Source organism: Stenotrophomonas sp. YJH_SMC_110 (assembly GCF_059369255.1).
In genome coordinates, this window is sequence record NZ_JCAFSM010000006.1 from 258,306 (window position 1) to 279,884 (window position 21,579).

The 21,579-nt window shown below is 66.9% G+C and carries 19 protein-coding genes and 2 rRNA genes; 5 read left to right on the plus strand and 16 right to left on the minus strand.

All coding sequences use genetic code 11. The features are described from left to right. Positions 1-2 precede the first annotated feature (2 nt). The 3 genes from AC5P6H_RS13485 to AC5P6H_RS13495 all read right to left on the minus strand — a co-directional run bounded on the left by AC5P6H_RS13485 (position 3) and on the right by AC5P6H_RS13495 (position 2,558). Complete coding sequence (locus tag AC5P6H_RS13485; RefSeq protein WP_041863006.1) at positions 3-1,166, minus strand: COX15/CtaA family protein; 1,164 nt, start codon at positions 1,164-1,166, stop codon at positions 3-5. Positions 1,167-1,176: 10 nt separating this feature from the next. Further along, positions 1,177-1,746 (minus strand): redox-active disulfide-containing membrane protein, encoded by a 570-nt coding sequence (locus AC5P6H_RS13490; RefSeq protein ID WP_046428212.1) that lies wholly within the window; start codon positions 1,744-1,746, stop codon positions 1,177-1,179. A gap of 95 nt (positions 1,747-1,841) precedes the next feature. Then, positions 1,842-2,558, minus strand: a complete 717-nt coding sequence (locus AC5P6H_RS13495; RefSeq protein WP_495202754.1) for an SURF1 family protein — start codon at positions 2,556-2,558, stop codon at positions 1,842-1,844. Between the two features lie 57 nt (positions 2,559-2,615). On the opposite strand from AC5P6H_RS13495, the gene AC5P6H_RS13500 reads away from it, so the two are divergent. Continuing rightward, the gene (locus tag AC5P6H_RS13500) at positions 2,616-2,834 is read left to right on the plus strand and encodes a twin transmembrane helix small protein (protein WP_005412025.1); all 219 of its coding nucleotides are present in this window, start codon (positions 2,616-2,618) and stop codon (positions 2,832-2,834) included. 20 nt (positions 2,835-2,854) lie between these two features. Here the strand turns inward: AC5P6H_RS13500 and AC5P6H_RS13505 are convergent, their stop codons facing one another. Genes AC5P6H_RS13505 through AC5P6H_RS13530 form a run of 6 tightly spaced genes read right to left on the minus strand, consistent with a single transcriptional unit; the run spans position 2,855 to position 7,648 of the window. After that, positions 2,855-3,730: a cytochrome c oxidase subunit 3 gene (locus AC5P6H_RS13505; protein WP_005407793.1), complete on the minus strand. Its 876-nt coding sequence runs from the start codon at positions 3,728-3,730 to the stop codon at positions 2,855-2,857. Between the two features lie 13 nt (positions 3,731-3,743). Further along, the gene (locus AC5P6H_RS13510) at positions 3,744-4,334 is read right to left on the minus strand and encodes a cytochrome c oxidase assembly protein (protein ID WP_014645692.1); all 591 of its coding nucleotides are present in this window, start codon (positions 4,332-4,334) and stop codon (positions 3,744-3,746) included. Further along, positions 4,331-4,531 (minus strand): hypothetical protein, encoded by a 201-nt coding sequence (locus AC5P6H_RS13515; protein ID WP_032957755.1) that lies wholly within the window; start codon positions 4,529-4,531, stop codon positions 4,331-4,333. The genes AC5P6H_RS13510 and AC5P6H_RS13515 overlap by 4 nt, the downstream gene beginning before the upstream one ends. An 8-nt stretch (positions 4,532-4,539) precedes the next feature. Beyond that, complete coding sequence (gene ctaD, locus AC5P6H_RS13520; protein WP_049441400.1) at positions 4,540-6,147, minus strand: cytochrome c oxidase subunit I; 1,608 nt, start codon at positions 6,145-6,147, stop codon at positions 4,540-4,542. A 59-nt stretch (positions 6,148-6,206) separates the two neighbouring features. Beyond that, entirely contained in the window at positions 6,207-7,160 is a 954-nt protein-coding gene (coxB, locus tag AC5P6H_RS13525; RefSeq protein ID WP_041863004.1) for a cytochrome c oxidase subunit II, read from the minus strand. A gap of 11 nt (positions 7,161-7,171) precedes the next feature. Beyond that, positions 7,172-7,648: a DUF2244 domain-containing protein gene (locus AC5P6H_RS13530; RefSeq protein WP_495202755.1), complete on the minus strand. Its 477-nt coding sequence runs from the start codon at positions 7,646-7,648 to the stop codon at positions 7,172-7,174. A 274-nt stretch (positions 7,649-7,922) separates the two neighbouring features. Here AC5P6H_RS13530 and putA point away from each other — a divergent pair, with 274 nt between their 5' ends. After that, complete coding sequence (gene putA / locus AC5P6H_RS13535; protein WP_495202756.1) at positions 7,923-11,141, plus strand: bifunctional proline dehydrogenase/L-glutamate gamma-semialdehyde dehydrogenase PutA; 3,219 nt, start codon at positions 7,923-7,925, stop codon at positions 11,139-11,141. Positions 11,142-11,292: 151 nt separating this feature from the next. Here the strand turns inward: putA and AC5P6H_RS13540 are convergent, their stop codons facing one another. The 3 genes from AC5P6H_RS13540 to AC5P6H_RS13550 form a co-directional block, all read right to left on the minus strand. Beyond that, positions 11,293-12,366: an AAA family ATPase gene (locus AC5P6H_RS13540; protein WP_197575136.1), complete on the minus strand. Its 1,074-nt coding sequence runs from the start codon at positions 12,364-12,366 to the stop codon at positions 11,293-11,295. Further along, positions 12,353-12,952, minus strand: a complete 600-nt coding sequence (gene pnuC, locus AC5P6H_RS13545; RefSeq protein ID WP_014645686.1) for a nicotinamide riboside transporter PnuC — start codon at positions 12,950-12,952, stop codon at positions 12,353-12,355. The genes AC5P6H_RS13540 and pnuC overlap by 14 nt, the downstream gene beginning before the upstream one ends. Positions 12,953-13,065: 113 nt before the next feature. Next, on the minus strand, positions 13,066-14,493 hold the full coding sequence (locus AC5P6H_RS13550) for an outer membrane protein transport protein (RefSeq protein ID WP_049419231.1): 1,428 nt from the start codon (positions 14,491-14,493) through the stop codon (positions 13,066-13,068). A 225-nt stretch (positions 14,494-14,718) separates the two neighbouring features. Between AC5P6H_RS13550 and AC5P6H_RS13555 the strand changes: the two genes are divergently transcribed. Beyond that, positions 14,719-15,411 (plus strand): rhomboid family intramembrane serine protease, encoded by a 693-nt coding sequence (locus AC5P6H_RS13555; protein WP_005414994.1) that lies wholly within the window; start codon positions 14,719-14,721, stop codon positions 15,409-15,411. Positions 15,412-15,494: 83 nt separating this feature from the next. On the opposite strand, the gene AC5P6H_RS13560 is transcribed toward AC5P6H_RS13555, so the two are convergent. Both AC5P6H_RS13560 and AC5P6H_RS13565 read right to left on the minus strand, forming a co-directional pair. Beyond that, positions 15,495-16,955: a S41 family peptidase gene (locus AC5P6H_RS13560; RefSeq protein WP_495202757.1), complete on the minus strand. Its 1,461-nt coding sequence runs from the start codon at positions 16,953-16,955 to the stop codon at positions 15,495-15,497. Positions 16,956-17,063: 108 nt separating this feature from the next. Further along, complete coding sequence (locus AC5P6H_RS13565; protein ID WP_049441387.1) at positions 17,064-18,365, minus strand: murein hydrolase activator EnvC family protein; 1,302 nt, start codon at positions 18,363-18,365, stop codon at positions 17,064-17,066. Positions 18,366-18,460: 95 nt separating this feature from the next. Here AC5P6H_RS13565 and AC5P6H_RS13570 point away from each other — a divergent pair, with 95 nt between their 5' ends. Both AC5P6H_RS13570 and AC5P6H_RS13575 read left to right on the plus strand, forming a co-directional pair. Beyond that, positions 18,461-19,123: a DUF4097 family beta strand repeat-containing protein gene (locus AC5P6H_RS13570; RefSeq protein WP_197575132.1), complete on the plus strand. Its 663-nt coding sequence runs from the start codon at positions 18,461-18,463 to the stop codon at positions 19,121-19,123. An 86-nt stretch (positions 19,124-19,209) separates the two neighbouring features. Then, the gene (locus AC5P6H_RS13575; RefSeq protein WP_495202758.1) at positions 19,210-20,919 is read left to right on the plus strand and encodes a M28 family metallopeptidase; all 1,710 of its coding nucleotides are present in this window, start codon (positions 19,210-19,212) and stop codon (positions 20,917-20,919) included. A gap of 314 nt (positions 20,920-21,233) precedes the next feature. Here AC5P6H_RS13575 and rrf (AC5P6H_RS13580) read toward each other — a convergent pair. After that, positions 21,234-21,348: ribosomal RNA gene (gene rrf, locus AC5P6H_RS13580) — 5S ribosomal RNA — on the minus strand. Between the two features lie 133 nt (positions 21,349-21,481). Beyond that, a 5S ribosomal RNA gene (gene rrf, locus AC5P6H_RS13585) occupies positions 21,482-21,579 on the minus strand; the annotation flags it as partial.

The following is a 21,579-nucleotide window of genomic DNA, read 5'->3' on the forward strand; positions in this document are numbered from 1 at the left end:
AATCAGTCCGGGGCACGCAGGCGGGCCAGCAGGCTGACCAGTACGAACAACAGGGCAACGGCCACGCCGTTGTGGGCCACGGCCACTTCCAGCGGCAGCGCCAGCTTCACGTTGAGGATGCCGAGCGTGACCTGCAGCACCAGCAGCGCGATCAGCGCGCTGGCCCAGCCACGCATGCTCGGCAACCGGAACAGGCGCACGCCAAGCCACAGCAGGTAGACGGCCACCACCACCGCGAACAGGCGATGCGCCATCTGGATGGCGATGCGCGAAGCGCCATCCAGCACACCGCCTTCGTAATCCACGCCGATGCCGCGCCACAGGGTGAAGCCTTCGACGAAGTTGTGCTGCGGCCACCACTGGTTGGCGCAGCGCGGGAAGTTGTCCAGCGAGGCGCTGCCACCGCCGCAGGCGAGTGCGGCGTAGTTGGCGCTGACCCAACCACCCAGCGCGATCTGGGTAACCAGCACCGCCACGCCGATGCGCATCAGCCACTTCAGCTTCGGCGCTTCAGCCAGGGTGATCGGCATGTGCGTCGCGCGCCAGGCCATCCACACCAGCAGGCCGAACATCAGCATGCCGCCCAGCAGATGGCCCATCACCACGATGGGTTTGAGCAGCAGGGTCACCGTCCACATGCCCAGCAGGGCCTGGAAGATCACCACCGCCAAGGTCAGCAGCGCCGCACGTGCGAGATCGATGTTGCTCCAGCGCAGCGCGGCGATCAGCAGGATCGCCTCGCCGGTCAAGGCCAGGGCACTGGCGGTGCCGTGCCAGCCCATCATGTACAGCGGTATGCCGGCGGCCACCAGCACGCAGGCGGTCACCACCGCCGTGCTTCCGAATCGCCGCTTGCGCGTGGCCAGCAGCGCCAGGGTCAGGATCTCGATGCCCAGCGCGCCGGCCAGGAAGCGATGCACCTGTTCTCGCCAGGCCTTGTGGGTCTCCAGCGGGCGGATCTCCGCCGCCGGGTGGCCGATGGTCTCTTCCACGTGCTGCGGCCAGGTGGCCTGGCCATAGCAGGTCGGCCAGTCCGGGCAGCTCAGGCCGGCATCGGACAGGCGCACGAAGGCGCCGAACATGATCGTGCTCGCGGTCATGATCATGGCGAACCACGCCAGGCGGTGGAAATTGCGGTGCAGCGCCGGACGCGCGGAAAGGCTCATCAAACGGGACTCACTTCAGTTTCAGCAACGTGGCCATGTCCTTGCGCAGGCCACCGAGGTCGGAACCCGGGGCATGGCGCATGATCACGAAGCCGTTCGGATCGATCACGTAGACCGGCAGTCCCGCCGGATCGTCGACGCCCGGCAACGCCGCGCGCAGGGCTGGCGACGGAGCCAGCGGCCGCAGCGCGGGCAGCGAGGCGATCGACGCCGGTGGCGTACCCAGCCACAGGATCTCGACATTATCGGCGTTATGGCCGAACAGCTGCCACACCTTGCCCAGTCCCTGCGACAAAGTGACGCACTGCGCGTCGCAGGCACCGGCCGGCGCCACCAGCAGGCGCCAGGTACGGGCCTCGGGGTTCCAGGGGTAGGACTGGCCGCTGGCCAGGGTCGGCGCCTGCTGGCGCAGGTCCACCGGCGGCTTCAGCAGCTGGCCGGCATTGCGGTGCCCGGTCGGCTGCCAGCCGGAGAAGCGCAGCACGGCGGCCAGTGCCATCGCCCCGAAGAACACGGCAAACAGCAGCACCAGGGTCCGGCGGCCGGAACCGCGCGCCTGCGGGGACGTAGCAGTGTTCATGCGGGGCATTTTCTCATGGTTGGGTAGGGGATGCCGGTAGTGCCGGCCGCTGGCCGGCATCCAGGATTGCGGGGGTTGCCGGCCAGCGGCCGGCACTACCGGGTAATCACGCGCCTCCGCCGCCGCTCCAGCACCACGGCCACCACCAGCACGGTCAGGGCCAGCCCGAACCACTGCACGGCGTAGCCCAGGTGGCGCTGAGGCGGCAGCGTGTTCGGCAGCAGGTCCAGATCGCGCTCGTCGCCAAAGGGCAGCGCCGGGTCCAGCCTCAGCACGCGGTCGGGTAGCGCCTGCAGCCCCAGCGCGCGCGCCAGCCCGTCGTCCGGCAACCGGCTGGCCAGCCAGCGCCCGGCCTCACCGGTAGCAGAGAACGCCGGGCCCAGTAGCAGTCCCGCCGATGGTGGCGGCGCGAGCAGCCCGCGCACGGCCACCGGCGAAGGCGGCGACGGCACCTCCGGAAGCGTGCGATCCGGCGGCAGCGCACGCCAACCGAGGTCGACCAGCAGCACGCTGCCGTCGTCACTGCGGAAGGGGCGATAGATCTTCACGCCAGCGCGGCCATGCCGGATCTGGTTGTCCAGCAGTACCACGCCGGGCAGGAAGCGACCGTGGTCGGCCACGCCGTGCAACGCGCCGGGCGCCGCCAGGGCCTCCGACAGCGGCAACGCCTGTGCCACGGCTGGACCCTGTGCATCCAACATTGCCTGTTTGGCATGCATGCGCTGCAGCTGCCACAGCCCCAATGCGGTGAATCCGGCGATCGCCAGCACGGCCAGCAACCATCCGAACACGCGCGTGTGCTGGCGCATCATGACAAGTCCGCGCAAACGCGGTCAGATAGGCACATCCACCCTGCCCTCGAGCCGCGCATGAGTGATTCGCTGAAGACCCTGCTGGTAATCGCGTTTCTGATCGTCATCGTCTGGAATCTGGGCGCCGGCCTGTACTACCTGCTGGTCGACCGCGGCCAGACCAAGCGCACGGTCAATGCACTGACGCGCCGCATCGCGGTGTCGGTAGCGTTGATCCTGCTGGTGATCGTGAGCATCTACATGGGCTGGATCAAACCACACGGCATCGGCGGCTGAGACCACCGATGCGCGCCTGATCAAAGCACGTAGACGAACAGGAACAGCATCAGCCACACCACGTCGACGAAGTGCCAGTACCACGCGGCGGCTTCGAAACCGAAATGGTTGTCGCGGGTGAAGTGTCCCTTGGCCGAACGCAGCCACATCACGATCAGCATGATCGTGCCCAGCAGCACGTGCGCGCCGTGGAAGCCGGTCAGCATGAAGAACGTCGACCCGTAGATGCCGGAGCCGAGCGTCAGGTTCAGTTCCTTGTAGGCATGGATGTACTCCTCTGCCTGCAGGGTCAGGAAGCCCAGGCCGAGCACCACGGTCAGGCCCAGCCAGATCAGCAGCTGGCGGCGGTTGCCGGCCTTCAGTGCGTGGTGGGCGATGGTCAGGGTCACGCCGGAGGTCAACAGGATCAACGTATTGATCAGTGGCAGGCCCCAGGCCGGGATGGTCTGGAACGCGCCACCGATCGCCGCCGGGCCATTGGTCGGCCATCCGGCGGAATAGCCCTGCCAGAGCAGCTCGTTGGTCATGACCCCACGGCCTTCGCCACTGAGCCACGACAGGCCCAGGTTGCGGGTGTAGAACAGCGCGCCGAAGAACGCGCCGAAGAACATCACCTCGGAGAAGATGAACCAGATCATCCCCATCCGGAATGATCCGTCGACCTGGTGGTTGTAGTTGCCGGCCTGCGATTCGCGCACCACGTCGCTGAACCACCAGAACAGGGTCAGCACCAGCATCGCGATGCCGATGTAGAACGTCCAGCGTCCCCAGCTGGCATCGTTGAGCCAGCTGGCCACGCCCACCATGGTCACCATCATGGCGATGGAACCCACGAACGGCCATTTGCTCTGGGCCGGGACGAAGTACACGTTGGCGTCGGTCGGTGTCTGGGCCATGTCGGTATCCGGGTCAGGGTGCGGCGTGCGCGCCGTCCGAGGTGGCGGCCGGGGCCAGCCGATCGGACAGCGCGTCGTTGCGGTAGAAGGTGTAGGACAAGGTGATCGTCCTGATCTCCGGCGGCAGGTCCGGATCGACGATGAAGCGCACCGGCATGTCGCGCTTCTCGCCGGCCTGCAGCGTCTGCGCGGTGAAACAGAAGCACTCGGTCTTGCTGAAGAAGCCCGACGCACGCGCCGGTGCCACCGAAGGCACCGCGCTGCCGACCACGGCAGCTGCGCTGTCGTTGCGGGCGAAGTACAGCGCCTCGTTGAGCTCGCCGGGCACCACGTCCATGGTCAGCTGCTCAGGATGGAACGACCACGGCAGTCGCGAATTGACGCCGCCATCGAACTCCACCCGCACGGTGCGCTTGCCGGCCGCGGCACCTGCGCTGGCTTCGCCACCGGGACCGCGTTCCAGGCGCACGCCGAACACCTTCTCGCAGGCAATGCGGTACAGCGGCACCAGCGAGAACGTCAGCAGGAACACCGCCACCGCCACGCCGATCAGGCGCGGCAGCCCGGCACTGCGTGACGGTGTGCTGGCCGGTGCCTCGCTCATCGGCCGATCACCCCGCTGAGGATGAAGCCGACGTAGACCAGCACAGCGATGGCGCCGACCCACACCGCCGTGCGCTTCGCACGCTGGCGCTGCTGCTCGATGCTTCCGCCCTGGTAGAGCCGACCGCTGGTCGGCTGCTTCTCATCCGCCGAGCATGGCTCGGCTCTACAGGTCTGCAGCGGGCTCTCGTTATGCATGCCCCACCTCAATGCGTGATGTCGTCATGCGCCAGATCCCCCGGGCGGATGGTCGGCGGGGTGGTGAAGGTGTGCGCCGGTGCCGGCGACGGCAGCGTCCATTCCAGGCCGCGTGCACCCTCCCAGGAACGCGCTTCGGCCTTCTCGCCGTTGCGCAGCGAGGACAGCAGGATCGCGGCCATCATGAACGGGGTGACGAACATGCCGAACGCACCGATCGAGCTGATCAGGTTCCAGTCGGCAAACGCCACGCTGTAATCGGGAATGCGGCGCGGCATGCCGGCCAGGCCGAGGAAGTGCTGCGGGAAGAACAGCAGGTTGACGAACACGATCGACCACCAGAAGTGCACCTTGGCCCACTTCTCGCTGTACATGCGCCCGGTCCACTTCGGCCACCAGTAGTACACCGCGGCGATCAGCGCGAACACCGCACCGGTCACCAGCACGTAGTGGAAGTGCGCGACCACGAAGTAGGTGTCGTGGTACTGGAAGTCGGCGGCCACGATGGCCAGCATCAGGCCGGAGAAGCCACCGATGGTGAACAGGATGACGAAGGCCACCGACCACAGCATCGGTGCCTCGAACGTCAGCGAGCCACGCCACATGGTGCTGACCCAGTTGAACACCTTCACGCCGGTCGGGATCGAGATCAGCATGGTGGCGAACATGAAATAGATCTCGCCGCCCAGCGGCATGCCCACGGTGAACATGTGGTGGGCCCAGACGATGAACGACAGGAACGCGATCGCCGCGGTGGCGTACACCATCGCCTGGTAGCCGAACAGCGGCTTGCGGCTGAAGGTCGGGATGATCTCGCTGACCACGCCGAAGGCGGGCAGGATCATGATGTAGACCTCGGGGTGCCCGAAGAACCAGAAGATGTGCTGGTACATCACCGGGTCACCGCCACCGGCGGCGTTGAAGAAGCTGGTGCCGAAGAACTTGTCGGTCAGCAGCATGGTCACCGCACCGGCCAGCACCGGCATCACCGCGATCAGCAGGAACGCGGTGATCAGCCAGGCCCAGCAGAAGATCGGCATTTTCAGCAGGTCGATGCCCGGCGCACGCATGTTCAGCACGGTGGCGATGATATTGATCGCACCCATGATCGAACTGATGCCGGCCACGTGGATAGCGAACACGCTGAAGGCCACGTTGTAGCCGCCCTGCAGCGACAGCGGCGGATACAGCGTCCAGCCACCAGCCGGCGCACCACCGGGCAGGAACAGGGTCAGCAGCAGCAGGCTGAAGGCCACCGGCAGCAACCAGAACGACCAGTTGTTCATGCGCGGCAGCGCCATGTCCGGCGCGCCGATCTGCAGCGGGATCATCCAGTTGGCGAGGCCGACGAAGGCCGGCATCACGCCACCGAAGATCATCACCAGCGCATGCACGGTGGTCATCTGGTTGAAGAACTCGGGCCTGACGAACTGCAGGCCGGGCTGTGCCAGCTCGGCGCGGATCACCACGCTCATCGCCGCGCCGATGATGAACATGATGAAGCTGAAACCCAGGTACAGCGTGCCGATGTCCTTGTGGTTGGTCGAGAAGAACCAACGCTCGAAGAAACTCTGCTGGTGATGGTGATCGTCGTGCCCAACTGCCGAGTGCGCCATTGCAAAACACCTCTCAGAATCGGTTGTCACCACGGCCGCGGGCGGCCGCGGGCTTTACATCACGCGCCGCTGGCTGCAGTGGCAGGTGCGCTGGCCGCTTCTGCAGCAGCAGGCGCAGCCGGCGCCTCGCCCGCCGGTGCAGCCGGTTCGGCAGGTGCCGCAGGCGTGGCCGGCGCGGCAGCCGGCGCCGGCTTGCGCTGCGCCAGCCACTGTTTGAATTCCTCCTTGGACACCGCCTCGACCACGATCGGCATGAAGCCGTGGTCCTTTCCGCACAGCTCGGCGCACTGGCCGCGGTACACGCCAGGCTGCTCGATGCTGGTCCAGGCTTCGTTGATGAAGCCGGGAATGGCATCCTGCTTCCAGCCCAGCGCCGGCACCCACCAGGCGTGGATCACGTCGTCGGAGGTGATGACGAAGCGCACCTTGGTGTCGACCGGCAGCACCAGCCGGTTGTCGACATCCAGCAGGTAGTGCGGATGGCTTTCACGGGTCGGCACGATGCCACTTTGCCGCACGCGGTCGGACTCGCGGTCCAGGCGGCTGGTGAAGGTGACGTTCTCGCCGAGGTATTCGTACTTCCACATCCACTGGTAGCCGGTGACCTTGACCGTCATCTCGGCATCGCGGGTGTCGTACATCTTGATCAGGTTGGCCGTGGCCGGCCACGCCATCACGATCAGGATGATCACCGGGATCACCGTCCAGATGATCTCGGCCTTGGTGTTGTGGCTGAAGGTGGCGGCGACTGCCCCCTTGGATTTGCGGAACTTGAAGATGGCGTAGGCCATCGCGCCGAACACGATGACGCCGATCACCGTGCAGATGATCAACGAGAGATTGTTCGATTCCCAGGCCAGGCGCGAGGTCTGGGTCACCCCCTTGCCCATGTTCAGCTGCCACGGCTTGGGATCGGCCGCCTGGGCCCAGGCCAACGCCGGCATCAGTCCCCCGGCCACCATGGCGGTGACCGCTGCAACGCACTTCGTGCCCCACCTGCTGCTTTGCTTCATTGCCTAGACCCTTAGCGTCGTCGGTTGCCGCCATCGCTGGCGGCGAGCAAGCTTTCAAGTGTCTCTGCGAGCGTCTGACGTTCGGCCGGCGCGAGGAAACTCCCCACCTCCACCTGCCGGCCGCTGGATGCCAGCCGGACCCTCTCATCGCCGGTGAGCAGGCGCACCCAGTGGGGGTGGGCCCGGAACACCGGCGATCCACCGGGTGCGGGGATGACCTCCACGTACGCCGGCACTACCCGGATCTCCTCCTGCCGTTCACCGCTGCGCCACAAGGCACGCAGTGCCGCCGCCAGCACCAGGCTGTACAGCAGCGCGAACAGGGGGGCGAATGCATTGCCGGCCAACCACCCGAGGGCGGACACCAGCCACATCGCACCCGACAACACGGTGAACAACAGGACGAACTGCCGGGCATCGAGCGCCCGTGGGGGACGCAGCCGCAGCTGCGTACCTGACCCATCCGGAGCTGGAAGCACCTCGATCATGTCGCAACCGCGTTCCTGCCGCGGGAAACGTCTCGATGGTAGCCCCGCGCTCTCGCCGGTAGCAAGGGTGCATTCACACTTTTTCCCATGCTGCAACACAGCATGGGGTCGGCGGCGCGAATGCCGAATTCAGCACAAATATTGCCGGGCTTGCTGAACACGCTGAATACACCACCGTTAGGGGCTATCAGCCCTTCACGAAGGTGGCTGTGGGGCACTTCCGCAACCCGCAAAAATGATTAAAATCGCCAAGTTTTCCATTGGCCGGACCGGCATGAACGCACCTTCCTCCTCCCCTGCCGCCAGCGACGCCCAGCGTCCCGGCGTGCTGCTGTCGCCGGAACTGCCGGCGCCCCCCAACCCGTTCCGCCAGGCCATCACCGATGCCTGGTTGAAGGACGAGGCCAGCCACGTCCGCGAGCTGCTGGCGCAGGCCCGGCTGCCGGCCGACGAGCAGGCCAGGGTGCAGGCGCTGGCCGCCGACCTGGTCGGCCGCGTGCGCGTGCGTGCCAAGGACCAGGGCGCGATCGAAGCCTTCATGCGCCAGTACGACCTGGGCAGCGAAGAAGGCGTGCTGCTGATGTGCGTGGCCGAAGCGCTGCTGCGCATTCCGGACCAGGACACCGCCGACAAGCTGATCCGCGACAAGCTGGCCGATGCCGACTGGGAAAAGCACCTGGGCGGCAGCGACTCGGTGCTGGTCAACGCCTCCACCTGGGGCCTGATGCTGACCGGCAAGCTGGTACAGATGAACGACGCCACCCGCGCCGATGCGCCCAGCGCGTTCAAGCGCCTGGTCGGCCGCGTCGGTGAGCCGGTGGTGCGCCTGGCCGTGCGCCACGCGATGAAGATCATGGGCCACCAGTTCGTCATGGGCCGCACCATCAGCGAGGCGCTGTCGCGCTCGCACAAGGGCGACAACGCGAACTACCGCTACTCCTTCGACATGCTGGGCGAAGGCGCGCTGACCATGAAGGACGCGCTGCGCTACCTGGAAGACTACCGTCGCGCGATCCACGCCATTGGCGGTGATCACAAGGCCCGCGGCGGCCGCCCGGATGGCGACGTCAATAACGCACCGGGCATCTCGATCAAGCTGTCGGCGCTGTACCCGCGCTACGAGCACGCCAAGCGCGAGCGCGTGCTGAAGGACCTGGTGCCGGGCGTGCTGGAGCTGGCGCAGCTGGCCAAGAGCTACGGCATCGGCTGCACCGTCGACGCCGAAGAGTCCGACCGCCTGGAACTGTCGCTGGACATCATCGAGCAGGTGTTCTCCGACGCCTCGCTGGCCGGCTGGGACGGCTTCGGCGTGGTCGTGCAGGCCTACCAGAAGCGCACGCCGTACACGATCGACCACCTGGCCGACATGGCGCGCCGCGCCGGTCGCCGCCTGCAGGTGCGCCTGGTCAAGGGCGCCTATTGGGATGCCGAGATCAAGCGCGCGCAGATCGAAGGCTATCCGGGCTACCCGGTGTTCACCCGCAAGCAGAACACCGACGTGTCCTACCTGGCATGCGCCAAGCGCCTGTTCACCCATGTCGACGCGATCTACCCGATGTTCGCCACGCACAACGCGCACACCATCGCTGCGGTGCGCAGCATCGCCAACGGTGGCGTGTACGAGCACCAGAAGCTGCACGGCATGGGCGATGACCTGTACGCCGAAGTGGTGCCGGCCGATCGCCTGGGCCTGCCCTGCCGCGTGTACGCCCCGGTCGGTTCGCATGAAGACCTGCTGCCGTACCTGGTGCGCCGCCTGCTGGAAAACGGCGCCAACTCCAGCTTCGTCAACCGCATCACCGATGAGCGCGTGCCGATCGCCGACCTGATCCGCGATCCGGTCGAGATGGTCGCCTCGTTCGCTTCGATTCCGCATCCCAAGATCCCGCTGCCGGTAGACCTGCTGCGCAGCCAGAACCACGACAGGAAGAACTCCATGGGCGCCAACCTCGCCAACGACAACGAACTGCGCGCCCTCGCCGAGCAGCTCAACGCGGCCGTGAAGCCGTGGCAGGCCGCCCCGCTGGTGCCGGGTGCGAACCCGGCCGGCGCCTCGCTGCCGGTGACCAACCCGGCCGACACCCGCGAAGTGGTCGGCCAGTGGCTGGCCGCCGATGCCGCCACCGTGCAGAAGGCGCTGGCGAATGCCGTAGCCGCGCAGCCGGCCTGGAACCGCACCCCGGCCGCCAGCCGCGCCGCCATCCTCGAGCACGCCGCCGACCAGCTGGAAGCGCGCATGCCGGAGTTCATGGCGCTGTGCGTGAAGGAAGCCGGCAAGAGCCTGCCCGACAGCATCGCCGAAGTGCGCGAAGCCGTGGACTTCCTGCGCTACTACGCCAAGCAGGCGCGCGAGCAGTTCAGCCACGCCGAGAAGCTGCCCAGCCCGACCGGTGAGTCCAACGAGCTGCAGCTGCACGGCCGCGGCGTGTTCGTCTGCATCAGCCCGTGGAACTTCCCGCTGGCGATCTTCCTGGGCCAGGTCGCCGCTGCACTGGCCGCCGGCAACAGCGTCATCGCCAAGCCGGCCGAACAGACCAACCTGATCGGCTACTACGCGGTGAAGCTGCTGCACGAAGCTGGCGTGCCGGCCGAGGTGGTGCAGTACCTGCCGGGCGACGGCGCCACCGTCGGTGCCGCACTGACCGCCGACCCGCGCGTGGCCGGCGTGGCCTTCACCGGCTCCACCGACACCGCACGTGCGATCAACCGCGCCATGGCCGCGCGTGACGCCGCCATCGGTGTGCTGATCGCCGAGACCGGCGGCCAGAATGCCTTCATCGCCGACTCCTCGGCGCTGCCGGAACAGCTGGTCAAGGACGCGATCGGTTCGGCCTTCACCTCCGCCGGCCAGCGTTGCTCGGCCGCGCGCGTGCTGTTCGTGCAGGACGACATCGCCGACAAGGTGATGACCATGCTGGCCGGCGCGATGAAGGAACTGAAGGTCGGCAACCCGGGCCTGCTGTCCACCGACGTCGGCCCGGTGATCGACGCCGACGCGCTGAAGATCCTGCAGGACCACGCCGAGCGCATGGACCGCGAAGCGCGCCTCATCGCGGCCGCCGAGCTGTCCGCCGAAGCGGCCAATGGCACCTTCTTCGCACCGCGCGCGTATGAACTGAAGGACCTGGGCCAGCTGCACAAGGAAATCTTCGGGCCGGTCCTGCACGTGATCCGCTGGAAGGGCGACCAGCTCGACGCGGTGATCGACCAGATCAATGCCACCGGCTACGGCCTGACCCTGGGCGTGCATTCGCGCATCGACGAGACCGTTGATCGCATCAGCAACGGCGTCCACGTCGGCAACGTCTACGTCAACCGCAACCAGATCGGCGCGGTGGTCGGCGTGCAGCCGTTCGGCGGCCAGGGCCTGTCCGGCACCGGCCCGAAGGCCGGCGGCCCGCACTACCTGCTGCGCTTCGCTACCGAAAAGACGGTGACGGTGAACACCACCGCCGCCGGCGGCAACGCCTCGCTGCTGACCCTGGGCGACTGATCGCCTGCTTGATGCAGTAAACAAAAAACCCCGCGAGCGCGGGGTTTTTTGTGCTTTGCTTCCTGTAGAGGCGGGCCCACGCTCGGCTTTCCTGGCTGTAGAGCCGAGCCCATGCTCGGCTTTTCGGGCGCAGCCGAGCGTGGGCTCGGCTCTACAGAGGCAAGGCGACACTGAACCGATTGTCCGCCCGCTTCGCCAGCTCGCCCTGCACGCGTGCGATGCGCGTCTCCAGATCGCCTTCCAGCAGCACATGCGCGACACCCTCTGCCTGCAGCTGCTCCAGGTACCACGCATGCTGCTGCGCCCGGAAAGCTTCGCCCACGCGCGTGCCATCCTGGTCAAACGGAATATCCGGCGCGCACAGGAACAGCAGGTCGTAGCGTCGTCGTGCCGCTTGCCGCAGCGGCTGCGGCGCCGTGCCAAACATCCAGCCGCTGTAGCCCAGCGTCACCAGCGGCGTGGTATCGCAGAACAGCCAGCGATGCGCACGCCGCACAGCTTCGTCTTCGTGCTGTGGCTGTGTCATTGCGATGCGCAGCAGATCGCCCGGCGTCAGCTCTCCGCCTCGCTGCTCCCACACCGTGCGGCCATACTCCGGCACCCAGACAGTCTGCAGACGCTCGGCCAGCACGCGGGCCAGCGTGGTCTTGCCGCTGGACTCGCCACCGATGAAGGCCACGCGCTGTACATGGTCGGCATACACCTGCGGTGCGAGCCCATGGCGATGCGCATGCGGATCGCTGCGCAGCTCGGTGCCGCAGGCCTGCCCGACGTCCAATGCGCGTTCGAGCCGCTCATGGCGTACCGGCGCACCGAAGTGCGTGGCCAGCGCCTGCGCGAAGCCGTCACCGTAGTCCTCACCGGTGTACACCGCCTGCACCGGCCCACCGAACAGGTTCAGGCACAGCCAGGCGGTAAAGTCACGTTGCACCTGTTCGTCATCACTGTCCTGCGGCAGCGCTCGCACCGGCAAGCCATGCTGCGTGCACAATGCGGCCAGTCGCGCGTCGTCAAGCACCGCTACCGTGGCCTGCGGGAAACGCGCACGCAGCCAGCGCTCGCGGCGCGCAGCGCTGTAGCCGGCAAAGCCCGGCTGCGACCAGCCGATCACCAGCAGCTGCTGGCAGCGCGTGGCGGCGAAGTCGATCAGTCGTTCATGGCCGCGATGCAGCGGGCAGAACTTGCCCACCACCAGGCCGCGTGCAACGCGCTCAGGCAGCGGCATCGGCCGCCCTGGCCTCGTCCCGCATCAGGTGCCGCCAATGGCGCAAGGCGACCAGCGCGTTGATCCAGAAGCCCACATACAGGATCGAGGTCAGGTGCAGGCCACGGCTGTAGTAGAGCGGCACCGCAACGGTGTTCACCAGCAGCCATACCCACCACGATTCCAGCTTGCGTCGCATCATCAGGATCTGCGCGATCACACTCAACACCAGCACCGCCGAATCGATGTACGGCGCATAGGCATTGGTCAGGCGGGTCAGCATCCAGCCGTAGCCGAACGTGGCCACTACCGCCAGCGGCGCCAGCCAGGCCCAGGCGCGCGGCCGCAATGAAGTGATCGGCAACGGCGCGCCATGGTCACCACGCAGCCACTGCCACCAGCCCAGCACGCTGATGGCGATGAAGAAGAACTGCAGCACCATGTCCGCATACAGATGCGATCGTTCGAACACGGCAGCAAACAAGGCGCAGCCGACGATGCCCAGCCACCAGGTGTGCACGTTGTTGCGGCCGGCCAGCAGGATCGAGCCGGCGACGGCGATGTTGGCAGCCAGCTCCAGCTGGAAGTTCGGATCGGACAGGTTCATGTCGCTATTGTCGTGGATCCGTGCGCTGCGTGGACGCCCCGGCCCGTCCCCACAAAAAGAAAGGCCCCGCTTGCGCGGGGCCTCCTTCGTACTGCTCCAGGCAATCGCCCGAATCAGAACTTGTACTGCATCGACGCCGCCAGCACGTCGCCGCTGACCTTGTACTTGCCGGTCACGGTGTTGCCGGTGGCCGAGGTCGAGGTGATGTTCGGATCCTTGGTGAACAGGTGGGTGTAGCCCACGCTGTATTCCATCTTGTCCGAAGCGGCGTAGGTCATGCCCAGCGACAGCCACTTGCGGGTGGTGTCCGGCACGCGCACGTCGCGGTGGGCATCGGTGGTCGGGGTCTGGTCATAGGCCAGGCCGCCGCGCAGGGTCAGCTTGTCGTTCACGCGGAAATCGGTACCGATCGACGCGAAGGTGGTGTCACGGTAGTGGAACGGCAGCACGCTGTCCGGCTGGTTGGAGTCGTAATCGACGACGACCTGGTCGAACTTGCTCCACGCGGTGCGCGTGACTTCAGCCATGATCTGCCACTGGTCGTTCACACGGTGGGTGAAGCCCACGGTGGCGCTGGCCGGCAGGGTGATGGTCGCGCGACCGTTGCTGTCGATGAAGGTACCCGGGGCAGCAGTGGCCAGGAAGGCCGCCGCATTCTGCGGGATGGTGAAATCGGCCTTGCCGTCGGTGATCTTGTGCTCGACCTTCGAGCGGTAGCTGAACGCGATGTTGGTGCCTTCCACCGGGGTGACCGTCATGCCCAGGGTGTAGCCGACCGACACTTCATCGCCCTTGATGCGCAGGTAGCCATCGGCGGTGCCCGGCGAGAAGCCGAGCTGGGCGGCCTGGCGTGCAGCGGCCTGCGAGGCCGCCGCAGCCTGGGCTGCGGTGCCGCCGGCAGCCAACACACGCGCCGCAGCGGTGCGCTGGGCAGTGGCGTTGATCGCGGTGCCGGTGTCGACAGCACTGGTCAGGTCGACGTTCAGGCGCTCGGCGAACACCGACGCACCGAACGACAGGTACGGGTTGACGTCATAGGAGAACGCCACGCCCAGGTCGATGGCCTGCAGCTCGGTCTTGACGCCGTTGTAGCGGCCGACCCAGTCGCGGTCGTATTCGGTCTTGAAGCCGAACGGCACGGTCAGCGAAGCACCGAAGTGCATGTTGTCGTTCTCGCCGAACGGCACGTGGAAGTACGCGGCCGGAACCGGGGCGATCATGCCGGCGTCGCCGCCGTTGCCACCGGAAATCGGCGCGCCGTTGGCGTACTTGCCCTGGCCGCGGAACTTGGCGCCGAAGCTGATGGCGCTGACGTCGCCCTGGACCAGGGTGCCGTCGAGCAGGCGCATGGACGCCGGGTTGGTAGCGATGACCGAGGCGTCACCTTCGGTCGAGGTGGAGCCGGCGAACGCGCGGCCCAGGCCCTTGGCGCTGTTTTCCTTCAGCTGGAAGGCGGCAGCATTGGCATCGGCGGCGGCCAGCGCACCGGCAACGCCGACGGCCAGCAGGGTCAGTCGGGCAATGGTGGAAGCGGTTTGCATCGTAGTTCTCTCTCCGGTAAGCGGTGATGGTGCTCTGAGTGCGCCTGCGCCCGCCGGGTCCTGGGACCCATCGGAGCGCGCCGGATTCCCCTCCCGACATACGACGCCGTATGCGAGTATTACCCAGAGCTGTTAATGAAACAATAACAGCGCAGGCGGTTTTTTCGTCTCAAAAGCTGAACAGGACCGTCCCCACCGAACGTGGCCGCACGCTAGGCTATTGGCATGTTCGTCTCCCTCCCGTCGCGCAAGAAGGCGGCCCTGCGTTGGGCCACGCCCGTGCTGTTCGCGTCATTGTGGCTGGCATTCCTGTGGTCGATCTCGCGCCCGGACGATGCCCGCGGCAGTCTCTGGCTGGACTGGGGCGCCCTGTCCACCGGCCTGACCCGTCCGCTGGACTGGTGGGCGACCCTGCAGGACGGCAGCGTGCTGCGCCTGTTCACTGCGCTGTTCCTGCACGCCGACTGGTCGCACCTGCTGGGCAACCTGGTGTTCCTGCTGATCTTCGGCCTGCCGGCCGAGCGGGTGCTGGGACCCTGGCGGTTGCTGCTGCTGTTCCTCGTGGGCGGCGCGGTGTCCAACCTGGTGGCGATCTACACCATGGGCAGCCCGGACCAGATCATCATCGGCGCCAGCGGCGCGGTGTCGGCGCTGATCGGCGCCTATCTGGCCCTGTTCCCCGGTGCCCGGCTGGGCGTGGTGATCCCGCTGGGCCTGTTCCTGGAGTTCGTGCGCGCCCCGGCCTACCTGCTGATCGGCGTCTGGGCCGCGCTGCAGGTGGTGTTCGCCCATATCGGCCCCAGCTTCGGCATGGTGGCCTGGTGGGCGCACATCGGCGGCTTCGTGTTTGGCGTGGTGTATGGCGTGTACGTGCGCGCCGCGATCGCGCGCCGCCTGCGCAAGCGGCACGGATTCTGACCCCTGGTAGTGCCGGCCGCTGGCCGGCTCCACGCTCACCCGCTCGTTCGTAGATCAGTCGAGCATCGCTCGACTCTACAGAGTCAAGGCCTGGCCGGGACGGGTTCGGGCTTTGCTTCCGGCTTTGCTTCCGGCTTTGCTTCCGGCTTTGCTTCCGGCTTTGCTTCCGGCTTCGCCGCAGCGGCCTTCGCGGCCTTGGCCGCATCCGCCTTGGCGGCCTCGGCCTTCAATCGTGCGGCCACCGAACCCGGGTTCTTCAGCTCGGCCAGCGCATCGTTGATCGGGCCATCGCCCGGCAGCACCGCACCGGCGTGGTAGCCCTCCGTGCCTTCGTCATCGCCGCGCAGATGGCCCGGCAGGGTCGCTTCGCTGTAGTCGCTCAGGCTGGCTGGCAGTGCATCCTCGGCCGGCGTGGCGGCGGGCTTCAGTTCGACGTCCGGCACGATGCCGGTGGCCTGGATCGACTTGCCGCTGGGCGTGTAATAGCGCGCGGTGGTCAGCTTCACCGAATCACCGTTGTCCAGCGGCAGCACGGTCTGCACCGAGCCCTTGCCGAAGGTACGGCTGCCGACCACGCGCGCCCGCTTGTTGTCGCGCAGCGCGCCGGCCAGGACTTCCGATGCACTGGCCGAACCGGCATCGGCCAGCACGACCACCGGTGCGCCCTTCAGCAGGTCGCCCGGGGTCGCGTCGAATCGTGCATCGCTGATGCTGATGCGGCCACGGGTGCTGACGATGTTGCCCTTGTCGAGCAGATCATCGGCCACCTGCACGGCAGCGGTCAGCAGGCCACCCGGGTTGCTGCGCAGGTCCAGCACCAGGCCCTTGAGCTGGCCACCGGACTGCTTCTGCAGCTGCTGCACGTGCTTCTGGAAGTCCGAACCGGTATCGGCCTGGAAGGTGCTCAGGCGGATGTAGCCATAGCCGGGTTCCAGCAGGCGGCTGCGCACGCTGGTCACGCGGATGGTCTGGCGGGTGAGGCTCACGTCGAACGGCTTGGGCTTGCCTTCGCGCACGATGGTCAGCACCACCTTGCTGCCGGCCGGGCCGCGCAGCGGCTCGCTGGCATCGATCGCACTGATCGGCTTGCCGTCGATGGCGATGATCAGGTCACCAGCGAGGATGCCGGCCTTGGCCGCCGGGGTGTCGTCGATCGGCGCGATCACCTTCATGCTGGCGTTGTCCGGCTGCTGCTGCAGCTCCACGCCGATGCCCTCGTAGGCACCATTGGCCTGCTCGTCGAAGGCCTGCGCGTCTTCCTTGTTGAAGTAGGTGCTGTGCGGATCGAGGTCGAGCAGCAGGCCACGCACGGCCGACTGCATCAGCTTCTTGTCATCGACCGGATCGACATAGGCGGCGCGCACCGCGTTGTACACGGCCACGAAACGGCGGATGTCCTCCAGCGGCACCTTCGAGGTCACCGCCTCCTCGCTGTTCGCTGCCTGCCCGCTGGTTTCCTGGCTCGGGGCGGGCGCGGTCTGCTGCGCCCAGGACAGCGCTGGCAACAGGGCCAGCAAGAGGGTGGCGGTACGGGCTGCGCGCATGGATCACTCCTGTCGACGTTGACATCGTGCCCAAGGCACATGCACCGATTATGCGCGAAGCACAGCTAAATTCCCGTTGAATCCAACCCGCATCCGGCAGGCCTGGATTCAGCGCCGCTGCAGCCAGCTGTCCGGGTTGACCGGCTGCCCGCCGCGGCGCAGCTCAAAGTACAGCGCGGTGACGCCCTGGCCACCGGAATTGCCGACCTTGGCCACCGCATCACCGCGGCTGACCCGTGCGCCAGCATCCTTCAGCAGGGTGTCGTTGTGGGCATACAGGCTCATGTAGCCATTGCCGTGGTCGACGATCAGGATCATGCCGTAGCCGGTCATCCAGTCGGAGAACACCACGGTGCCGTCGGCCACGGCCGTGACGGTGCTGCCGGCCGGCGCGCCGATCAGCACGCCGCTGCTGGTACGGCCATCGGGCAGCTTGCCGCCATAGCGGGCCAGCAGGTTGCCGGACAACGGCCAACCCAGGCCGCCGACCTTCGGTGCCGGTGCCGACGCCACCGCAGGTGGAACCTTGGTTGCCGGCGGCGGTGGCCGGCCCTGTGCGGCCGCCTGGCGTGCGGCCCGCTCGGCAGCGGCCTTTTCGGCAGCAGCTCGACGTGCCGCCGCGCGACGCTCGGCTTCGGCCCGGGCGGCAGCGGCACGCAGATTGGCCAGCAGCGTTTCCAGCGCCTTGGCATCCTGGCCCAGTGCCTGTTCCTTCTCGCGCCGGTCCTTGAAGCGTTCGTCGAGCGAGGCCACGGTCTGCGCGCGGTCACGGCGGTCGGCCGCCAGCGCCGCTGCCTGCTGCTTCTGGTCCTGCTGCGCCCCCTGCAGCTTCTGCTTGCGCTCGGCGATCTGCGCCTGCAGCGCTTCCAGTTCCTTCAGGTCGGCGGTGAGCGTGGTGATGCGCTGCGCTCGTTCGCGCTGCAGGTAACGATGGTAGGCCAGGGCGCGATTGGCATCGGCCACCGTGTCCTGCGACAGCAGCAGCTTCAGCGGTGCGTGATTGCCAAGCTGATACGCCGCGCGCAGCAGGCCGGCCAGTTCGCGGTGCTGCTGGGCCAGGTTGGTTTGCAGGCTGCTGCGGCGCTGCTCGGCCTGGGCCAGGGCCTGGGCCTGCTCGCGCAGCGCCGCTTCGGTCTGCGCAAGCGCGCGGCCGGTGCGTGCCACCTTCTCGTCGGCCTCGCGCAGCTGTTGCGATGCTTGGCCACGCTGCCCTTCGATCTGCCGTCGCTCCTGCGCCACGCCCTTCAGCTCGGTACGCAGCTTCTGCAGCTTGCGCTCGGTCTCGCGGGTGGTCTGCGCAGCACCCGGCAGGGGCAGAGCCAGCGCCACAGCCAGCCCCAGCAGCAGCCAGCGCCCGCCGCGTAGGGCGGCGATGTGATGTCGGCGTGATGGGAAGGCGTTGTCGCGCAAGGGCTTTCCAGTGACTTCAGGCAGTTGCGGGGGGTACCGGGGAATGGTGACATCTCCGCACGCGGCCTGCCAGCCGCACATCCATCGAGGTCTCCATGAAAACTCTATCCATTCCGCTGCTGTTGGGCGTACTGCTGGTCACCGGGCCGGTCTGCGCCCAGGAGAACATCAGCAAGGTCAACGGCAGCATCAGCGCCGACCCCGGCCAACGCTACGGCAAGCTGGACACCGTCAACGGCGGCATCCGCGTCGGCGAAGGCGTCGAGACCGGAAGCATCGACACCGTCAACGGCGGGGTGAAGGTTGCCGACCGCGCACGCACCGGCAAGATCGAAACGGTCAACGGCGGTGTCCGCCTGGGTCGCGAAGTGATCGCCAGCGGTGGCGTCAGCACCGTCAACGGCAGCATCTTCACTGATCGCGGCAGCCAGATCGAAGGCGGCGTAGAGACCGTGAACGGCGGCATCGGTCTGGTCGAGAGCCGCGTCGGCAAAGACGTCGAGACCGTCAACGGTGACATCACCGTCGGCATCGGTTCGCAGGTCAACGGCGGCGTGCATGTGCGCAAGCCGAACTTCAGTGTCTCGCTCACCGCCAGCCGCAAGCCGCGCGTGATCATCGGCCCCAACGCGGTCGTCAGTGGGCCGCTGCAGTTCGAGCGCGAGGTGGTGCTGTACGTGCATCGTACCGCACGCATCGGCCCGGTCACCGGGGCCGAGCCGATCCCGTTCGATACCGAAACCGCGCCGGCCGACTGAACCCGTCGCACCCGCCGCTTCGGTGATACTCGCGTTTACCGGTCGCGCATGAGATGCGACCGCCCTTTGTTCTCCAGGAATCGACGATGCCCCGCAAACTCCTCCTGTGCCTGGCCGCCGCGGCCGCGCTCAGTGCCTGCAAAGGCGAATCCACGCCGGCTGCCACGCCGCCCACCGATACCGCTGCCGCGAAGCCGGCCGCCCATCAGTTCTCACCGGAGATCAACGCCGGCGACTTCGCCGAGATGGTCAAGACCCTGGCTTCGGATGAGTTCGAAGGCCGCGCCCCGGGCAGCAAGGGCGAAGAACTGACGGTCAACTACATCCGCGACCAGATGCAGCGCATCGGCCTGCAGCCCGGCAACGGCGACAGCTGGTTCCAGGATGTGCCGATGACCGAGACCACGGCCGATGAATCGACCGTGCTGAAGATCACCCAGGGCGGCAAGACCACCGAACTGAAGTTCGGCACCGACATGGTGGTCGGCACCCGTACCGGCCAGGCCGAGGTGAAGGTCGATGCCAGCGACCTGGTGTTCGTCGGCTATGGCGTCGATGCGCCGGAGCAGAAGTGGAATGACTACGCCGGTCAGGACTGGAAGGGCAAGACGGTCGTGATGTTCGTCAACGACCCGGGCTTCCACGTCGACGACGCGAAGCTGTTCGACGGCAAGCGCATGACCTACTACGGCCGCTGGACCTACAAGTTCGAGGAGGCCGCCCGCAAGGGCGCCGCCGCCGCGCTGATCGTGCACGACACCGCCGGCGCGTCCTACGGCTGGGACGTGGTGAAGAATTCCTGGGCTGGCCCGCAGTACGACCTGCCCGCCAAGGATGACCCGGAAGCGCGCATCCCGGTACAGGGCTGGCTGAGCGCCGACGCGGCCAAGGCGCTGTTCGCCGGTGCCGGCCTGGACCTCGCCCAGGCCTACAAGGACGCCAGCAAGCGCGGTTTCAAGCCAGTGCCGCTGAAGGCCACCGCTGCGGTCGACCTGAAGAGCCAGATCGCACAGAAGCAGTCGCGCAACGTGGTCGGCGTGCTGCCGGGCAGCAAGCGCGCTGACGAGGCCGTCCTGTACATGGCGCACTGGGACCACCTGGGCAAGCATGAGGGTGAGACCGGCGACAACATCTACAACGGCGCGGTCGACAACGCCACCGGCGTGGCTGGCATTCTCGAAGTGGCCGAAGCCATGGCCCACCAGGAGCCGAAGCCGGAGCGTTCGGTGGTGTTCCTGGCGGTGACCCTGGAAGAGTCCGGCCTGCTGGGTTCCAAATACTACGTCGCCCACCCGACCTTCCCGCTGGACAAGATCGCCGGTGTGATCAACATCGATGCGATGTCGGTGGCCGGCCGTGCCAAGGACGTGACCGTCACCGGCTTCGGCAGCTCGGAGCTGGAGGACATCCTCAAGCCGCTGGCCGCCGCCCAGGACCGCACCCTGCACGGTGAGACCTCGGTACAGAGCGGCTTCTACTTCCGCTCCGATCACTTCAACTTCGCAAAGGCGGGTGTGCCGGCCCTGTACGCCGATGGCGGCGAAGACCTGCGCGAGGGTGGCGTGGAAGCGGGCCGCAAGGCGGCGGCGGACTACGGCGCCAACCGTTACCACGGCCCGAAGGACGAGTTCGACGCCGCCTCCTGGAAGCTGGACGGCACCGTCGAAGACCTGCAGCTGATGTACGGCGTGGGCAAGGAACTGGCCGGTGGCGATCGTTGGCCGAACTGGTATGCAGGCAATCCGTTCAAGGCAGCCCGCGACGCGATGATGAAGGACAAGGTCCCGGCCAAGTAAAGTCGGGCCATGCTCGACTGAGCACTGTTGAGAGCAGAGCGGCGCCCCACGGGGCGCCGCTTTTCTTTTGCGTACCGTCGGCGGCTCATCCACGGTTGGTGTGGATCTGCCGGTAGTGCCGGCCGCTGGCCGGCAATCGATTGGTAGCGGCCAACCCTGGTTGGCGCCATGCTCCTCGCGGAGCACTTACGCATGGCGTGGATCTACCGGGCAATGCAACGCCATCGGATTGCCGGCCAGCGGCCGGCACTACCGGGGTTTCCTGCGCACAAAGAAAAACCCCGCTGCATGAGCAGCGGGGTTTTGGGTGTAAACCCTGGCGATGACCTACTCTCGCATGGCTTGAGCCACACTACCATCGGCGCAGCTGCGTTTCACTTCCGAGTTCGGGATGGGATCGGGTGGTTCCACAGCGCTAATTTCACCAGGGAGACGGTTGCAGCAGCGCTTGCAGCGCCAGCTTCGCGATCTTGCCCTTGGGGCGGAAGGGACCCGCAAAATGCAGTGCCTTCACTTAATAAGAAAAACCCCGCTGCGTGAGCAGCGGGGTTTTGGGTATAAACCCTGGCGATGACCTACTCTCGCATGGCTTGAGCCACACTACCATCGGCGCAGCTGCGTTTCACTTCCGAGTTCGGGATGGGATCGGGTGGTTCCACA

Bases quoted from the DNA above. Each gene is read 5' to 3' on its own strand.
- pnuC (WP_014645686.1), bottom strand. From the start codon at position 12,952: ATGAACCTGTCCGATCCGAACTTCCAGCTGGAGCTGGCTGCCAACATC.
- AC5P6H_RS13530 (WP_495202755.1), bottom strand. From the start codon at position 7,648: ATGATCGAGGTGCTTCCAGCTCCGGATGGGTCAGGTACGCAGCTGCGG.
- AC5P6H_RS13505 (WP_005407793.1), bottom strand. From the start codon at position 3,730: ATGGCCCAGACACCGACCGACGCCAACGTGTACTTCGTCCCGGCCCAG.
- AC5P6H_RS13485 (WP_041863006.1), bottom strand. From the start codon at position 1,166: ATGAGCCTTTCCGCGCGTCCGGCGCTGCACCGCAATTTCCACCGCCTG.
- AC5P6H_RS13550 (WP_049419231.1), bottom strand. From the start codon at position 14,493: ATGCAAACCGCTTCCACCATTGCCCGACTGACCCTGCTGGCCGTCGGC.
- AC5P6H_RS13495 (WP_495202754.1), bottom strand. From the start codon at position 2,558: ATGATGCGCCAGCACACGCGCGTGTTCGGATGGTTGCTGGCCGTGCTG.
- coxB (WP_041863004.1), bottom strand. From the start codon at position 7,160: ATGAAGCAAAGCAGCAGGTGGGGCACGAAGTGCGTTGCAGCGGTCACC.
- ctaD (WP_049441400.1), bottom strand. From the start codon at position 6,147: ATGGCGCACTCGGCAGTTGGGCACGACGATCACCATCACCAGCAGAGT.
- AC5P6H_RS13570 (WP_197575132.1), top strand. From the start codon at position 18,461: ATGAAAACTCTATCCATTCCGCTGCTGTTGGGCGTACTGCTGGTCACC.
- AC5P6H_RS13510 (WP_014645692.1), bottom strand. From the start codon at position 4,334: ATGAGCGAGGCACCGGCCAGCACACCGTCACGCAGTGCCGGGCTGCCG.
- AC5P6H_RS13575 (WP_495202758.1), top strand. From the start codon at position 19,210: ATGCCCCGCAAACTCCTCCTGTGCCTGGCCGCCGCGGCCGCGCTCAGT.
- AC5P6H_RS13500 (WP_005412025.1), top strand. From the start codon at position 2,616: ATGAGTGATTCGCTGAAGACCCTGCTGGTAATCGCGTTTCTGATCGTC.
- putA (WP_495202756.1), top strand. From the start codon at position 7,923: ATGAACGCACCTTCCTCCTCCCCTGCCGCCAGCGACGCCCAGCGTCCC.
- AC5P6H_RS13515 (WP_032957755.1), bottom strand. From the start codon at position 4,531: ATGCATAACGAGAGCCCGCTGCAGACCTGTAGAGCCGAGCCATGCTCG.
- AC5P6H_RS13555 (WP_005414994.1), top strand. From the start codon at position 14,719: ATGTTCGTCTCCCTCCCGTCGCGCAAGAAGGCGGCCCTGCGTTGGGCC.
- AC5P6H_RS13490 (WP_046428212.1), bottom strand. From the start codon at position 1,746: ATGAACACTGCTACGTCCCCGCAGGCGCGCGGTTCCGGCCGCCGGACC.
- AC5P6H_RS13560 (WP_495202757.1), bottom strand. From the start codon at position 16,955: ATGCGCGCAGCCCGTACCGCCACCCTCTTGCTGGCCCTGTTGCCAGCG.
- AC5P6H_RS13540 (WP_197575136.1), bottom strand. From the start codon at position 12,366: ATGCCGCTGCCTGAGCGCGTTGCACGCGGCCTGGTGGTGGGCAAGTTC.